Annotated in this window: 18 protein-coding genes; 15 read left to right on the top strand and 3 right to left on the bottom strand. The window is 40.8% G+C overall.

All coding sequences use genetic code 11. The features are described from left to right. Positions 1-198 precede the first annotated feature (198 nt). The 9 genes from EX191_RS10225 to EX191_RS10165 all read left to right on the top strand — a co-directional run bounded on the left by EX191_RS10225 (position 199) and on the right by EX191_RS10165 (position 7,378). Positions 199-552, top strand: a complete 354-nt coding sequence (locus EX191_RS10225) for a VOC family protein (protein WP_193447685.1) — start codon at positions 199-201, stop codon at positions 550-552. A 139-nt stretch (positions 553-691) separates the two neighbouring features. Continuing rightward, positions 692-1,186, top strand: coding sequence for a GNAT family N-acetyltransferase (locus EX191_RS10215; protein ID WP_069545263.1), 495 nt, complete (start codon positions 692-694; stop codon positions 1,184-1,186). A 105-nt stretch (positions 1,187-1,291) separates the two neighbouring features. Next, positions 1,292-2,497, top strand: coding sequence for a hypothetical protein (locus EX191_RS10210; protein WP_193447684.1), 1,206 nt, complete (start codon positions 1,292-1,294; stop codon positions 2,495-2,497). Positions 2,498-2,620: 123 nt separating this feature from the next. Next, the gene (fos, locus tag EX191_RS10205; RefSeq protein ID WP_193447683.1) at positions 2,621-3,019 is read left to right on the top strand and encodes a FosG/FosC2-related fosfomycin resistance glutathione transferase; all 399 of its coding nucleotides are present in this window, start codon (positions 2,621-2,623) and stop codon (positions 3,017-3,019) included. Positions 3,020-3,163: 144 nt separating this feature from the next. Next, positions 3,164-3,664: a hypothetical protein gene (locus EX191_RS10195; RefSeq protein WP_193447682.1), complete on the top strand. Its 501-nt coding sequence runs from the start codon at positions 3,164-3,166 to the stop codon at positions 3,662-3,664. A 559-nt stretch (positions 3,665-4,223) separates the two neighbouring features. Beyond that, positions 4,224-4,724 carry a GNAT family N-acetyltransferase gene (locus EX191_RS10185; RefSeq protein WP_193447681.1) on the top strand — a complete coding sequence of 167 codons (501 nt, stop codon included), beginning with the start codon at positions 4,224-4,226 and terminating at the stop codon, positions 4,722-4,724. 196 nt (positions 4,725-4,920) lie between these two features. After that, positions 4,921-6,018, top strand: a complete 1,098-nt coding sequence (locus tag EX191_RS22910; RefSeq protein ID WP_243238692.1) for an SH3 domain-containing protein — start codon at positions 4,921-4,923, stop codon at positions 6,016-6,018. Between the two features lie 145 nt (positions 6,019-6,163). Next, the gene (locus EX191_RS10175; RefSeq protein ID WP_025507156.1) at positions 6,164-6,580 is read left to right on the top strand and encodes a lysozyme inhibitor LprI family protein; all 417 of its coding nucleotides are present in this window, start codon (positions 6,164-6,166) and stop codon (positions 6,578-6,580) included. 159 nt (positions 6,581-6,739) lie between these two features. Further along, positions 6,740-7,378, top strand: a complete 639-nt coding sequence (locus EX191_RS10165; RefSeq protein ID WP_193447680.1) for a hypothetical protein — start codon at positions 6,740-6,742, stop codon at positions 7,376-7,378. Positions 7,379-7,565: 187 nt separating this feature from the next. Here the strand turns inward: EX191_RS10165 and EX191_RS10160 are convergent, their stop codons facing one another. Beyond that, the gene (locus tag EX191_RS10160; RefSeq protein ID WP_193447679.1) at positions 7,566-7,889 is read right to left on the bottom strand and encodes a hypothetical protein; all 324 of its coding nucleotides are present in this window, start codon (positions 7,887-7,889) and stop codon (positions 7,566-7,568) included. Between the two features lie 254 nt (positions 7,890-8,143). Between EX191_RS10160 and EX191_RS10150 the strand changes: the two genes are divergently transcribed. Both EX191_RS10150 and EX191_RS10140 read left to right on the top strand, forming a co-directional pair. Further along, positions 8,144-9,127 carry a hypothetical protein gene (locus EX191_RS10150; RefSeq protein ID WP_193447677.1) on the top strand — a complete coding sequence of 328 codons (984 nt, stop codon included), beginning with the start codon at positions 8,144-8,146 and terminating at the stop codon, positions 9,125-9,127. A gap of 695 nt (positions 9,128-9,822) precedes the next feature. Continuing rightward, positions 9,823-10,191 carry a VOC family protein gene (locus EX191_RS10140; protein ID WP_193447753.1) on the top strand — a complete coding sequence of 123 codons (369 nt, stop codon included), beginning with the start codon at positions 9,823-9,825 and terminating at the stop codon, positions 10,189-10,191. Between the two features lie 149 nt (positions 10,192-10,340). Here the strand turns inward: EX191_RS10140 and EX191_RS10135 are convergent, their stop codons facing one another. Together EX191_RS10135 and EX191_RS10130 are read right to left on the bottom strand one after the other, a co-directional pair. Beyond that, entirely contained in the window at positions 10,341-10,619 is a 279-nt protein-coding gene (locus tag EX191_RS10135; RefSeq protein WP_140139439.1) for a type II toxin-antitoxin system RelE/ParE family toxin, read from the bottom strand. Next, positions 10,616-10,900: a type II toxin-antitoxin system TacA family antitoxin gene (locus EX191_RS10130; protein WP_193447675.1), complete on the bottom strand. Its 285-nt coding sequence runs from the start codon at positions 10,898-10,900 to the stop codon at positions 10,616-10,618. The genes EX191_RS10135 and EX191_RS10130 overlap by 4 nt, the downstream gene beginning before the upstream one ends. Positions 10,901-11,094: 194 nt before the next feature. On the opposite strand from EX191_RS10130, the gene EX191_RS10120 reads away from it, so the two are divergent. The 4 genes from EX191_RS10120 to EX191_RS10080 all read left to right on the top strand — a co-directional run bounded on the left by EX191_RS10120 (position 11,095) and on the right by EX191_RS10080 (position 14,512). After that, positions 11,095-11,397 (top strand): hypothetical protein, encoded by a 303-nt coding sequence (locus tag EX191_RS10120; RefSeq protein ID WP_193447674.1) that lies wholly within the window; start codon positions 11,095-11,097, stop codon positions 11,395-11,397. Positions 11,398-12,744: 1,347 nt separating this feature from the next. Then, complete coding sequence (locus tag EX191_RS10100) at positions 12,745-13,188, top strand: hypothetical protein (protein ID WP_140247132.1); 444 nt, start codon at positions 12,745-12,747, stop codon at positions 13,186-13,188. Positions 13,189-13,333: 145 nt separating this feature from the next. Then, positions 13,334-13,831 (top strand): hypothetical protein, encoded by a 498-nt coding sequence (locus EX191_RS10090; protein WP_193447673.1) that lies wholly within the window; start codon positions 13,334-13,336, stop codon positions 13,829-13,831. Between the two features lie 144 nt (positions 13,832-13,975). Continuing rightward, positions 13,976-14,512: a nucleotidyltransferase family protein gene (locus EX191_RS10080; protein WP_193447672.1), complete on the top strand. Its 537-nt coding sequence runs from the start codon at positions 13,976-13,978 to the stop codon at positions 14,510-14,512. Positions 14,513-14,593: the final 81 nt, after the last annotated feature.

The following is a 14,593-nucleotide window of genomic DNA, read 5'->3' as shown; positions in this document are numbered from 1 at the left end:
TAAAGTTTGTTGTTCGCAAAGTTTAGTTCAGCTTAAAATTGTCGCTCGGTGCCTCGCGACTAACAAACTGCTCAAGAGGGATTCGCAACGCGTGGCATTTTTACTATGCGTTGATTTTAGTGATTAAGGTGGTATGCGGCGGCTTCGGTATTGCGTTGCTCACCCCTTAGCAGGGCGTTATGTGGTTGGAGAAAAATTATGAATCCATCAGCGGTTCTTGTTCATGTCCCAGATGTAGCGAAAGGGCTTGAATGGTACAAGAAAGCTTTTCCAGAAGCCGTTCCGGTTTATCATCCTGACTTTGACTTCACAGCGCTTGATATAAATGGTTTCTCACTAGAAATAGTCCAAGCAGACAAAAAGGTTGGTGCTGGTAAAAGTGGCACAGTTGTTTATTGGTCAGTAGATAGCTTATGTGTTGCCCTGACTCATTTTGAAGAACTCGGTGCGTGCCTTTATCGTGGACCAATGGAAATTGAATATGGGCTTTCAATGTGCCAAGTTGAGGACCCATTTGGAAACTTAATAGGACTACGTGGGAAAACCACATAACAAATTGTTCAAGAGTGATTCGGCACGCGTGGCATTTTTACTATGCGTTAGTTTTAGTGGTTAAGGTGGTATGCGGATGCTTAGGTATTGCGTGCCTCACACCTTAACAAGGCGTTATGTGCTTATGAGGAAAATTGACATGGAAGTGATAGAGGCCAACCTTGATTTGGCCCCATTATTAGCGAGTTATGCGAAAGAATGCCTAGAGTCGGGTATTCCAAAATATTCGGGTGTGGAGCTAGATCCGACAGCTTATTTGTCAGGTTTGGTCGAACGTTCAAAGGCAATCTCCGAGTTACCAAAGGGATATTTACCTAGCACAACTTACTACTGTGTATCGAACTCCGAAATTTTAGGTGCAATCCGAGTTCGCAAAGGTACTAATGCCAACGTAGAAAATGTCATTGGTCATATTGGCTACGAAACTAGACCGTCAGCTCGTGGTAAGGGTGTAGCCTCATTTCTGCTTGCTTGGGTGCGAGACCATGTTGTCACTGATTCAGTTATTGTTACTTGCTCAATTGACAATCCCGCATCTCAAAAGGTCATCGAAAACTGTGGTGGAGAATACCTCGGTAACTACACAGATGAGAGTGAGGGTACGGTAAGGCGCTACCGTTTAGCACGCACATAACAAAGCATTTAAGAGTGATTCGCAACGCTTGGCAGTTTCGCTTCGCTCAATTATAGCCAAGCGTCGCTCACACCTTAATGCGGCGTTATATTCTCCGAGGTAATAATGGATAAGTTTGATATATCTAAATTTGAGTGCAGACCTACAAAAGAGCTTGCCAAAGAGTATCTAGATTTGAAAGAAGCAGGGACAGTTCAAGCTAGTGTCTGTGAAAGTGCAGATCAAGAAGGAATTGCATTGTGGTTTCTGATAAAGAATGTAAAGCCTGTAGATATTTATTGTTACCTCAACGCACGTTTTGGCGCTCCAAACGGGATGCAAAACTTATTTAAAAACCAGCATAGTGATAATTTGTTTCATTGGCATTATACGCTTCACTATGAAAACAAAACTGTAGATATAATGTGCGCGAACTACAGAATTGAGGTAATGCATGGTTTTAAATTCTTAGATCATCAATATGCATTAGATTCGTTCCTAAGTGACATAAAGCAAGACTTTATGAACTACAAAAAAGAGATTAGTCAATTTAGAACGACATTAGAAAAGTGGAGTTTATTTGCTAATCCTTTTTATCACAATAAATCTATGATCGAATATCAAGTTAGTGCTCTTGAAGCACTAGAACTTGATAGTTGCCCCGCAGAGGGGAGGGTTCGTCCGGAAAACAAGGGTGTATTTGAAGAACTATCCGCACGTTATGTTCAAGCGACATCTTTAGCATTTGGGATCAGAATTCTCGCCCCAGTGTATGCTGAGTCTTTCGTAAATACTTTGATATTTTTGCTTGCGGATAGTGATGTAAAAAAAGATCAGCGCCTATATGAGAGTATTGTAAGGCAGAATATAGATATACGAGTTAAGCAGCTACATCGAAACTGTAGTGGCTTCGCTCATCCCGTAGATTACAACAATGCAGATTCATGTAAGAAATTACATTCGCTATTTAACAAGCGGAATGATCTCTTACATGGCAATATTGACCCTAAAAAGTCGGTATATGACACATGCTATTTTCAAGGAAATACGCCTATCTTTGCTGAGTTCAAAGATATGTTTACTCAGGTGCATACTGCGTCACTGAGTATTTCTTCCCCTGAACAAGCGCTTGAAGATTATCAAACGGTTCAAGATTTTATTGCTTACGTTCTAATGTGTTTAGATGAACCAACCGATCAAATAGTACGACAGTTTCTAGCCACTCAAAATCCTGGTTGGAACGAAAAAACGGGTAGGGCGGGTGTTCTTTTTCCTAAACACTTTGTCGATGGCTTTGCTGTTACGGATGTACCAATATTTGAAAGTCGATAACTTAAAAACGAATATAACAAAGCATTTAAGAGTGATTCGCAACGCTTGGCATTTTCGCTTCGCTCAAGTATAGCCAAGCGTCGCTCACACCTTAATGCGGCGTTATGTTTACGGGAGAAAACGGTGATTTTAGGGCTCAATCATATAACCATTGCAGTTAGTGACTTAGATCGCTCTCTTCAGTTCTATCAGGAGACGTTGGGATTCACAGCTCATGCTAAGTGGGACAACGGAGCTTATTTATCAATAGGCGAACTATGGTTTTGCCTTTCCCACGATGAACCTTGCCCTAAAACAGACTATACCCACGTAGCTTTTGATATCGAACCAAAAGAATTTGAAGCGTTTGCGAAGCGCATAGTTTCATTGGGGGCAGAAGTTTGGAAAGAGAATAAGAGTGAAGGGCAGTCACTTTATATCTTAGACCCTGATGGCCACAAACTAGAGATACATTCAGGTTCGCTGAAAAGCCGGTTAGAATCTCTAAGAACGAAACCATATAGTGGGCTCGTTTGGCTTTAAACATAACAATCTGTTTAAGAGTGATTCGCAACGCTTGGCATTTTTGCTGTGCGTTGCGTTTAGTGTTTAAGGTGGTATGCGGGAGCTTCGGCACTGCGTTGCTCACACCTTAACAGGGCGTTAGGTAAATTAATTGAGATTAAGATGATAAAAGAGTTGATTAGTTCTATTTCGGGTAATGTAAGAGAAAGGGCGTCTAGCCCACTATTAGGCTCTTATACAATAGCCGCTGTGATTGTAAACTGGAAAGCGCTAGTTGTTTTATTTACTTCTGAGAGAAGTGGGGGGCAGCTTGTAGAAGAGGTTTCTAGTGTTGTTCCATCATTGGAGATATCTATTGGCTATCCAATGGCTATCGCATTGGCAATATCCTTAGGGTACCCAACATTACGTGCTATGGTTTCTACCTTCAATACATATTCAAGGCTATTAGAAATTAAAGCAGAGTATAAGTTAGAGGATCTCAAGGAAAGCTTAGACTTAAAACGGGATCCTATTGAAAACTTGATTAAGCATATAAATGAACATGACTACTATGAAAAAATTGGCTACCACGATTTAAAACGCTTAGTCGACTATTTGCCAGATGAGGAAAGTCTTTTAATTAAACGTGATAAGTTTAATAGTAACAACCAGTTGGAGTGATATTTACCTAACAATCTGTTTAAGAGGGATTCGCAACGCGTGGCATTTTCACTATGCGTTGGTTTTAGTGATTAAGGTGGTTTGCGGCGGCTTTGGTATTGCGTTGCTCACCCCTTAACAGGGCGTTATTTCCGCAACGGATCTCTCAGGCTGAATGTACGTGGTTGTAGCCTAAGAGTGAAAGTGGCGGGGTAATAGGTTGGAAAAGCGGCGAAAAGGGCGAATATTGGTCATTTCCATGCTAGCCTTAAAGCGCTTTAAGCGCACCTTAATATGGCGCAGCAATTAAAGAGTGACGCTAAAGCGATTTAAGGTAGTGAGCTGCCAAATACTTCGGCTTCGATTTTTGCCTGCATACCGAAAATTTCTCGTCATATCAAAAGATTAGGCGTAAACATAGCCGACTTTAGTTGCGGAATAACAAGACGTTCAAGGCGATTCGAAACGCATTGGGGTTTTAGTGCCCAAATAGGCACGGATTTATCAGAGTTTATTTTAGGTTAGGGTGCATGTGCGTCTCTCACACCTTAACTGCGCGTTAGCACACAAGGAGAAGGCTTTGAAATTCGCAAGAAAACTTGAATGTTCAAGTTTTGTATTTACTCCAATAGAAATCGCTGATGCAGTGTATTTGTTAACCGCAGTGAACTCCGATTTATTTCCTGAGTCGCTTCCATTAGCAAACATTAAAACTCTAACTCAAGCTGAGAATTGGTGTTCAAATCGTATGTCAGAGTGGAATATGGGCAAATGTTATGTCTGGAGCTGTCGCCGATTGCACAATTCCCAAGTTATTGGTCAGGTCACATTGCTTCCTCAGGAAAATCGTTTGGCTTTAGCTTATTGGGTTAATCCGGAATTCTGGGGGCACGGTTTAGCGACGCAAATGTGCAAAGCTTTGCTATCACATGTTCGTAGTTCGGGTTATCAAGGTAGTATTTGGGCAGGTGTCCATTCTTGGAATAGTAGAAGCTCTTCGGTACTAAAGAAACTGGGTTTTGAACAGATAGTTTCTAATAGTGAAAATACAGCGGAGTACAGCTTGGAAATTGTGTGCTAACAAAGCGTTTAAGGCGGATTCACAACGCTTGGCATTTTGGGTTTGAATCAGTTTTAGTGTTTACGGCACAATTGTTTAGTTGGGTGGTCGCGTTGTTCACCACTTAACGCGGCGTTAGCTTAACAGGAAATAAGTTGCGCATGAGCGAATAGAGTAGTAGCTTTGGTTAGCTTAGCATTATGGACAATTATCGACTATGAAGCATGTGGAATTGCAGAAACCCATTAAGTGTAGTTCTTTATCAGAACAAGTTGAGGGGTTTGAAAGTATAACATTGTCACATGTTTGTGCTTTGGGAGCAGCCGCGCAAGCAGCGACTTTGCCACATGCAAGTCTCTTTGAATCTGCTGTGAAAGCAGCGACTTTGCCACATGCAAGTCTCTTTGAATCTGCTGTAAAAGCAGCGACTTTGCCACATGCAAGCCTCTTTGAATCTGCTGTAAAAGCAGCGACATTGCCACATGCAAGTCTCTTTGAATCTGCTGTACAAGCAGCGACTTTGCCACATGCAAGTCTCTTTGAATCTGCTGTGAAAGCAGCAACTTTGCCACATGCAAGCCTCTTCGAATCTGTTGCGCAAGCAGCGACTTTGCCACACGCAAGTCTCTTCGAGTCTGCTATGCAAGCAGCGACTTTACCACACGCAAGTCTCTTTGAATCTGCTGTAAAAGCAGCAGCTTTGTCACATGGCAGTGTTCTTGAATCTGCAATACAAGCTGCATCATTTCCACACTCTAGTGTCTTCGATACTGTTGTAAACTCAGCTTCGCTGATGCGTTTCGATGCTCTTAGCTCGTTATATACTGAACAAGAATTAACTGAATTCTCAGAGGTGTTATCAGAGGTCGATAATAACCTCCAACAGGAAAGCTGTTCTGAGATAGAGGCGGTCAAAACTCTTCAAAAAATACCTGCTTTTGTCCTACTGTTTCTCAAATATTTGTTTAACTATATTGTGATGCCATTATTTGTTGCCGCTTACTTGCAACCAATACTGCAAGATTACCTTCAAAATAATAGTGAGCCTCCACGAGTACAAAAAAATACAATTAAAAAGCTGCCACAGAAACATGGTATTGAAATTACTGCCGCAAACAGATTTATTACCGGTAATGGGGTTCGCTTAAGGTCTTCTGCTTCTACGAAAGTAGAAATCATTTCATATTTAGAATTTGGTCAATTAGTATACGTCCTAGAAAAAGATCGAAGTTGGGTAAAGGTAGCTGTGCCTCAAACGAATGCTAAGCCTCTTGAGGGGTGGGTTCTCAATGAGTATACAGAACGATTTAAGTAATTAAGCTAACAAACAATTTAAGAGTGATTCAGCACGCTTGGCATTTTTGGTTTGGGTTGAGTTTAGTGTTTACGGTGGTCAAATTGAGTGTCGTGGTCGCGTGCTTCACACCTTAATTGGGCGTTATGTGCTTTCGGAGAAAACGATGAATAAGTGTCTAATCATCATATTATCTAGTCTTTCATTTGGTGCTCTTGCTGAAGAAGAGTCCATTGACTGTAATAATGCGATGACCACAATCGAGATAAACCAATGTGCTGCTATTGAACTAGAGTCAGCACAAGTTAAATTAGACAAATATCTAAGCACTAGCTTTGAGCATAACTCTCATGACCCAGAACTGATCGCAGCAATTAAGCTTGCGCAACAGGATTGGCAAGCATATATGTCCTCTCACTGTGATTCGGTTTATACGCAATGGCGTGATGGAACTATTCGTGGAATTATGGCGATATCGTGCAAAACTAAGCTAACTAAACAAAGAACGCACGAGTTATGGGAAAACTTTTTAACTTATATGGACAGTACCCCACCAGTTTTACCAGAACCAAGTGTAGAGTAGGTTTCAACCACGCACATAACAAACTGTTCAAGAGGGATTCGCAACGCGTGGCATTTTCACTATGCGTTGGTTTTAGTGGTTAAGGCGGTATGCAGTGGCTTTAGTATTGCGTTGCTCACCCCTTAACAGGGCGTTATGCATCATAGAGTGGAGGAAAATATGAGCCCAGAAGTTATAAATGGGATATTTGTAGTTCTTGGAGCGTTAATTGGTGTCATCGGTACAGCAATTATAATGAAGAAAAATAAATCATTATCTCACTTAACTATCTTTAGTTCTCCTTCTTCACAGCTGTTAGATATCGAAGATATGGTTAAGTCGGATATTGAAATTAAATACAAGGGAAAAGTAATATCTGAGTTATTTCATGGCGAAGTTGCTGTTCAGAATACAGGTACTGAGAGCCTAGAGAACTTAGAAGTTAAGTTGCTTCCAGGTGATGATTCTCCATTGTTTGACGTTAAAGTTTCTACCACAAATTATTATCAAGATGATGGCGCGACTTATATAGAAACAAATGATAGTGGTGAGGTTTCGATTGACATTAGCTATCTCAATCCAAATGATCGTGTCGTTTTCTCTTATAGAAGCTCCGGCAGTACAAAGCCCGCCGTTGCAAGTCGAAAAATAGGTGTGGGAGTGGAATTTAAGGATGAAGCTGTAAATTGGGTTCCAGAAATCTATGCAAAATTAATGTACGAAATTGTAGAGCAAGTTCCCATTTTACACTGGTATTTGAAACTTGCATTTAAGCCTTACAGACTTTATACAGAGTCAAAGAAGTCAAATGATGCATAACAAAGCATTTAAGAGTGATTCCCAACGCTTGGCATTTTCAGTTCAAGTTTGGGTTTCGTGTTTACGGTGCAATGGCTTAGGTTAGGTGGTAGCGTTGCTCACACCTTAATGCGGCGTTAGTCGCCAGAAAAAACTAGCAATCAAAATCATGTTTCTAAGCTCAAAACTTGGCTGCTGATCGTTCGGTTCACAGGTTCATCGTTGTTGGTCCCAACTCATTTTCAGCTGTTTTAAGTCCAAAGTTTTGTAACTGTCCTAGCGGTTGTTTTGTCCATTGGTGCTGACAGAGCAGGGCAATCGAGAGTCTGTTTTTGGTTGCAACTCCGCTCGGTGAGTTTGTTGGTGCAAAAACCGATTTGCTCGCTGAAATGACGTTTTCTCTGGTGTTGTAAATTCCACGTGGTTTCATTGACTTTGTTGAAAGTCCGCGCTGTGAGATTAGCTTTCCAAAGGCGCTTTTTGGTGTTGTCAGTCCGTTTTCTGCGGCGCTGTTTGTTCCAAGTGGTTTCATTGGCTAGCCGCTTTGAGACTACGCCTGACTTAAGTGCATCAAAACACATAAAGTTTGTTGTTTGCAAAGTTTAGTTCGGCTTAAAATTGTCGCTCGGTGCCTCGCGACTAACAAACTGCTCAAGAGGGATTCGCAACGCGTGGCATTTTTACAATGCGTTGATTTTAGTGATTAAGGTGGTATGCGGCGGCTTCGGTATTGCGTTGCTCACCCCTTAGCAGGGCGTTATGTTTACAGGGAGGTTAAGGCGAAAAATGGAAGATATGGATAAAAAACTAGCGGATTATGTAACCAATATAAAGCTAAATTACTTAACTGGTGCAAGTAAAGATTCAGTGGATTTCCCATCGAAGAACAAACTTGAAAGGGACAATAGTGCAAGTCTTAAGGTTTTCGTCGAACAGGCAGAAAAGTTGCTAACTAATCGAATTGATTACTGTATTTTTAATAAGAGTATGGGAGTTAAAGACCGACAAAGTTTACTCGAGTTGTTGATTGCTGATATAGAGCAGTTTGCAACAAATCACAAGTTGAAAATCAGTGATAAGTTTATACTGACCTTTTCTCAATCCCAAATATCTGACCATGCTTTTTTTCACTTGGCAGCATCTTCAATATTGCCCAAAACATACGAGTCTATAGACCTTCTTCAACATAAAGAAACATTTGATATGTACTCTATACCATTTAAAATTAGAGTTGCAATTGAAAATAAAATTAAGTCGATAATAGGTTTTGAGTCATGTGATATCACTAGGAATGGAAAGGTTAAAAGTGGAGTTCAAGAACTTCCGGTGACCATGGTAATACAAGAGCTAATAAATTTAAATTGTTTAAACTTACCATGTAAACTCCAATGTGTTCTAAATATATACAAGTGGTCTTGTTCATTTTGTCATACTGGTGAAAAAGAGTATTTATGGATGTCGATGAAAGCAATCGAAACGCTATCACTGATATTTTTATTTGATGAACAAAAGAAAAATGAAATAAAAGTTATAGATCTTTGGCCGAGGTATGTATTGAGTGAGGAATATTTAGCTACAAAGTTAATCGAGTACAGAGGCTTTTCATCTCCACTATATTACTTTAAAGATGGTTGGTCGATAAATAGGCTTGAAGAAAAGTTAAACAATTCAAAAACTAAAGGACTTAGGTATTATAAATTTAGCCTTTCAGAGATTGCACTAGATGAATGGAAGGGTTTTTATTGCTCTTCTTCAAAACGGTGGGTATAAACATAACAAACTGTTTAAGAGTGATTCGCAACGCGTGGCATTTTTACTATGCGTTGTATTTAGTGTTTAAGGCGGTATGCGGCGGCTTCGGTATTGCGTTGCTCACACCTTAACAGGGCGTTAGGCGACGGGCAGGAAAGTTCTTTGTTCTCATCTTCTTAGTTTTCTTTAAGCATTCGTTTTTCTAAGTCGGCAATTCAGCGTTGTCGGCTCAAGTTCTTGAATACCTCCAACCGTAAGACATGCCAAGGTTCGCGGGTTGCCTCATTGGTTTTCACAGTCGGTTGGTTGTGAATCCCGCGGTCTTAAAGTGTGGAAAGGACAAGTTAATCGAGGCTTTCGAATTTGCTGTTAGTTTGCAGCTTTGGTTTTTTCGGGCTCAAAACCTATTTTTGTTGCTGAAGGTCTGCGTTCAGTGGTTGTTGGAATCTTGGCTGAAACATAGTGATATTTGTGGTTCTTGAATCACAAAAAGTTAGTGGGTGTTTGGTTGCTTATAGGTTTTAGGGTAACTTGCTTTCAAACAAACTTAAATACCACTGGGAAACTTCGCCTAACAAGGCGTTTAAGGCGGATTCACAACGCTTGGCGATCTCGGCTTAAATCAGTTTTAGTGTTTAAGGTGTAAGGGTTTAGGCTTAGTGGTTGGCGTTGTTCACCACTTAACGCGGCGTTAGGGCGCAAGGAGTAAAATGATGATTAGTCACATAGATCATATTGTTCTTACAGTTTCCGACATAGAAAAATCAGTGGATTTTTACAAACGGGTTTTGTGTATGGAAGAAGTCACTTTTGCCAATGGTCGCAAGGCTGTAACGTTTGGAAATCAAAAGATTAACTTTCAGCTTCTGGGTCAAGAATCACGAAATGTAGCTAATGTTGGTTCAGGTGATGTTTGTTTGATTTCTGATTGGCCACTGAGAACAGTGATAGATCATTTGGTCAACGAAAATGTCAAAATTATTGAGGGTCCTGTAGAAAAATCAGGAGCTGTTGGTTCAATTCAATCGGTCTACTTTTTGGATCTTGATAAAAATTTAATTGAAGTCAGCGTATATCAATAGGCTCAGCGCCCTAACAAACAATTTAAGAGTGATTCAGCACGCTTGGCATTTTTGGTTTGGGTTAAATTTAGTGTTTACGGCGGTCAAATTGGGTGTCGTGGTCGCGTGCTTCACACCTTAATTGGGCGTTAGTTCCCCAGAGGAAGCAATCAATCCGTAGGAAATTTTTGTTTCTGGTGGAGTACACGCATAACTCTGATGATATCGCCTTCGACCCAGTAAGAGACAATCATCGAAATCTCAGGAATAATGAGCAATCGTCCGCGGATACCATCTCGTTGTACACCCATTAAAGGTTGTTCAAGCAAGTTTTCTACTTTTGCTTCAATGAGGTTGTCAGTTTTTTCTGCCACATCAGGGTTGAAGTCATAGAGAAACTCGAAGATCTTTTCACGATCATTAAGTGACTCTTCTTCCCATAAAATCATTGCTTACCTCGATTACGGATTCTGGCTTTGCGCTCTTCCATTCGAAACTTAGCAGTTTGGTGCTCAACGAAAACAGATTTTCCTGAGTCAAACTTCTCAAATGCTAGGTTTACTTGTTCAGTTAGCCATGCATCGTGAGATAATGTTTTTCTTTGTTGTTCAGCAAGTTGCTCAGTAAGTTCACGGCAAGCATCACTCAGAGTGCGACCTTGGCTCTCAGCCATTTGTTGAGCAAGGCGTTTTGTTTCTTCATCAACACGAAATTGAATTCTAGTGTCCATGATGTATTCCTTTGTTGGTGTGTGTACAAATGTTAGCACTAGGCTTTGAGATGGGCAACTAACAAACAATTTAAGAGTGATTCGGCACGCGTGGCGTTTTTACTATGCGTTGGTTTTAGTGATTAAGGTGGTATACGGGAGCATCGTATTGCGTGCCTCACACCTTAATTGGGCGTTATGTTTTCGGAGTGAATATGAGTAGTTATAAGAAGCTATTCGAGTGTGTGAGGCCTGACTTTATTTATAATCTCACAGCGACTCGGACCGAAGAACAAGGAGCTCTGAAGCTTACTCTTCAAAGTGAACATAAAAATGTTGAACTCTATGGGTTTGAAGATTTGGCTGATTCAGTTAGTGATTTATTATCGTCTGAACGTATAACAATCTCTGAAGAACTAGGTACTTATAAAGAGTTTGGCACAATACGAATTGAGTGTTGGGTAAATGAAAGTTACTCAGAGTATTGGTGTGATCGCGCGCATGTAGAACAAACATAACAAACTGCTCAAGAGGGATTCGCAACGCGTGGCATTTTTACTATGCGTTGAATTTAGTGATTAAGGTGGTTTGCGGCGGCTTTTGTATTGCGTTGCTCACCCCTTAGCAGGGCGTTAGAAGTTTTAGGAACAAATATGGGACGTAGGAGAGAATTAGGTAGTATTGCAAGCGGTATTATTGGTTCGTTTCGGAGTAGAAACAATGATGTCGATGGCTATTGGGGTATCGGTAAGCTATACCTGTTCGTAGATCATCTTCAAAGCAAGTGTGTTTCTATAGACCTTTGCTCCCAAAAGATTGTTCCATATTACCCACACTTTGACGTCATGACTGAGCGCTATTCAAAGATGTTTCAAGGGTTACTTGTAAAACATTCAATCCCTTTTGAGTGGGTTAGTTCAGCATACGTTTACATTGAATTTGAAGCAGAATATGAGGAGCGTCATCACAATTGGCGGAGTGCATTGGGAAATCCGTGCAACCTCGTTTGTGTAGTCATAGATGACAATGGCAAAAGTCATGTTGCTCGTGCGTACACAAACTGTTTTCCACATGACGCGAAAAGGGAAAGTCGGAGTATTAGGTGAACAAACTTCTAACAAATTGTTCAAGAGTGATTCGGCACGCGTGGCATTTTTTACTATGCGTTAGTTTTAGTGGTTAAGGTAGTATGCGGAAGCTTAGGTATTGCGTGCCTCACACCTTAACAAGGCGTTAGTTTGCAAGAGGAAAACGCAGCTATATCGCAAGATCTAGTGGTAAAAGCTCATAGTTTAAGTTGTCGTATTGGCTTTCAATTTTAGTGTTAACTAGCGTGGTGAAAATCTAAAATTGGCATCGTTTCAACGGTTGATTTGTTCTTTGGTGCGGTGACTTTAGGGTTAACTGAGTCGAACTTTTTTGCTGAAACTCTGTTCGTTGAGTTTATTGGTACAAAAGCCGATTTACTCGCTGAAATGGCGTTTTCTCTGGTGTGGTAAGTTCATGTGGTTTCAGTGGCTTTGTTGAAAGTCCGCATTGTGAGATTGGTTTTCCAAAAGCGCTTTTTGGTGTTGTGAGTTCGTTTTCTGCGGCGTTGTTTGTTCCACGTGGTTTCATTGAGTAGTCGCTTTGAAACTGCGCCTGACTTAAGAGCATCAAAACACATAGAGTTTATTGTTTTCAAAATTTAAAATAACGTAAAATCAACGCTTTGGGTTTGCAAACTAACAAACTGTTCAAGAGGGATTCGCAACGCGTGGCATTTTTACTATGCGTTGATTTTAGTGGTTAAGGTGGTATGCGGCGGCTTCGGTATTGCGTTGCTCACCCCTTAACAGGGCGTTAGGCTTATAGAACGAGAAACTATGAAAATATTATATTCAGGCGGTCTACAAATCCGCTCTAATGATGCACAAGAGCGATTGTTAAATGTTAATACTTTCTTAGATGGTGAGTTGGCTTTCCACAACTTATATCGAGAAGTTAAAGCAAGTGATTTTCCTATTGCTCAGGATTGCTTTGGTGACCAGTTTTTTATTCGAGATAATTTGGTAGTTAAATTGAATGCAGAAACTGGTGATATTGATGAATTTGGTTGTACTTGGGAACAGTTTTTGGCTTGGGTTGACGAGGACCCAATTGAAAGGTTGAGCATTCCAAACGATTTGGATTTAAAGGTTGGTCAGTTGTTATTCGCGTATCCACCTTTCTGCACTGCTGAGGGAAATAATGCATCTATAAAAGCAATAGATGGTGTCGAGCTAATCAGTTTTCACGCTAATTTTGCGAAGCAGGTAAACGGCGAATAATAAGCCTAACAAACTGTTCAAGAGGGATTCGCAACGCGTGGCATTTTCACTATGCGTTGGTTCTAGTGTTTAAGGTGGTATGCGGCGGCTTCGGTATTGCGTTGCTCACCCCTTAACAGGGCGTTATGCAATTTGAGGACTTCGTTTGAAAGTAGGTATTGAGACAGTTCACGAGTTACGTGAAAAATTAAAATTTGAGCGGCAACGAGTTACTCAAAGTTATCACCCTTATGATTTCTTCAACTTTGTGGTCACTGCATGGCACTTGCACCACGACTGGATTAAAAACGATAAACAAAATCGACCTAACTTGTTTTATAAAAAAGTTAATCAAGCGCCGCCACAAATGAAGGAACTAGTTAATGCCACACGCGATCTAGCAAATGGTTCGAAACATTTTCGATTGGACAAACCTAACGATGAAAAAAAGGTTTTGACAGAGGTCCACAAACCAGAAATTAGGGATCATTTTACTTACGTGTTTGGACCTCAGCCTGGAATTTCAGTAGCGAACGCATATTACTCTATTGGAGAGTTGGTCGATATTCTCGATGAGTATTTTGAATGGTTGTTTGATGATCTTACTCCAGCTGATAGCTTTCCGGATAAATTGCAAAAAATGCTTATGGCTAGGGTGCTCTAAAAAATTGCATAACAAATTGTTCAAGAGTGATTCGGCACGCGTGGCATTTTTACTATGCGTTGGTTTTAGTGGTTAAGGTGGTATGCGGGAGCTTCGGTATTGCGCGCCTCACACCTTAACAAGGCGTTAGGGCACAGGGCGGAAGTGGATAGAATCGTAGATTTAATCAAACAAGATCCAGTTAGAGTTAAAGCCTTAGAGTGCGTCTCTAAATTGGGGTTGCCTCAATGCTACATTGCAGCTGGTTTCGTTCGTAATCTTGTTTGGGATGCACTGCATGGCTTTGATGTAGCAACACCATTGAACGATGCGGATGTTATTTACTTTTCTCCAAACGAGAATGACCCCACTGCATATCTACAGTATGAATCTCAGCTCAAGCAGCTAATGCCGGAAATTAATTGGCAAGTTCGCAACCAAACACTCATGCATACTCGGAATGGCGATTTACCTTACACTAGCTCACTTGATGCTATGAGCTATTGGCCAGAACAAGAGACAGCTGTTGCCATTCGACAAGTCGCACCTGATAACTATGAATGTATTGCAGCTTTTGGGTACGAATCCTTATTTGGTTGCTGTGTCACACATAACCCTAAAAGGTCACGAGAAACGTTTGAAAATCGTGTAAATTCAAAGGGCTGGCTAGTAAGGTGGTCTTCGTTGAGAACTGTGCCCTAACAAAGCATTTAAGAGTGATTCGCAACGCTTGGCGTTTTCGCTTCGCTCAAGTATAGCCAAGCGTCGCTCACACCTTAATGC

Origin of the sequence: Vibrio chemaguriensis (assembly GCF_012275705.1) — a bacterium.
GTDB classification, from domain to species: domain Bacteria; phylum Pseudomonadota; class Gammaproteobacteria; order Enterobacterales; family Vibrionaceae; genus Vibrio; species Vibrio diabolicus.
This window is presented reverse-complemented; position numbering and strand designations above follow the sequence as displayed.

Bases quoted from the DNA above. Each gene is read 5' to 3' on its own strand.
- EX191_RS10150 (WP_193447677.1), top strand. From the start codon at position 8,144: ATGGAAGATATGGATAAAAAACTAGCGGATTATGTAACCAATATAAAG.
- EX191_RS10175 (WP_025507156.1), top strand. From the start codon at position 6,164: ATGAATAAGTGTCTAATCATCATATTATCTAGTCTTTCATTTGGTGCT.
- EX191_RS10140 (WP_193447753.1), top strand. From the start codon at position 9,823: ATGATTAGTCACATAGATCATATTGTTCTTACAGTTTCCGACATAGAA.
- EX191_RS10160 (WP_193447679.1), bottom strand. From the start codon at position 7,889: ATGAAACCACTTGGAACAAACAGCGCCGCAGAAAACGGACTGACAACA.
- EX191_RS10165 (WP_193447680.1), top strand. From the start codon at position 6,740: ATGAGCCCAGAAGTTATAAATGGGATATTTGTAGTTCTTGGAGCGTTA.
- EX191_RS10195 (WP_193447682.1), top strand. From the start codon at position 3,164: ATGATAAAAGAGTTGATTAGTTCTATTTCGGGTAATGTAAGAGAAAGG.
- EX191_RS10130 (WP_193447675.1), bottom strand. From the start codon at position 10,900: ATGGACACTAGAATTCAATTTCGTGTTGATGAAGAAACAAAACGCCTT.
- EX191_RS10120 (WP_193447674.1), top strand. From the start codon at position 11,095: ATGAGTAGTTATAAGAAGCTATTCGAGTGTGTGAGGCCTGACTTTATT.
- EX191_RS10225 (WP_193447685.1), top strand. From the start codon at position 199: ATGAATCCATCAGCGGTTCTTGTTCATGTCCCAGATGTAGCGAAAGGG.
- EX191_RS22910 (WP_243238692.1), top strand. From the start codon at position 4,921: ATGAAGCATGTGGAATTGCAGAAACCCATTAAGTGTAGTTCTTTATCA.
- EX191_RS10215 (WP_069545263.1), top strand. From the start codon at position 692: ATGGAAGTGATAGAGGCCAACCTTGATTTGGCCCCATTATTAGCGAGT.
- EX191_RS10210 (WP_193447684.1), top strand. From the start codon at position 1,292: ATGGATAAGTTTGATATATCTAAATTTGAGTGCAGACCTACAAAAGAG.
- EX191_RS10100 (WP_140247132.1), top strand. From the start codon at position 12,745: ATGAAAATATTATATTCAGGCGGTCTACAAATCCGCTCTAATGATGCA.
- EX191_RS10135 (WP_140139439.1), bottom strand. From the start codon at position 10,619: ATGATTTTATGGGAAGAAGAGTCACTTAATGATCGTGAAAAGATCTTC.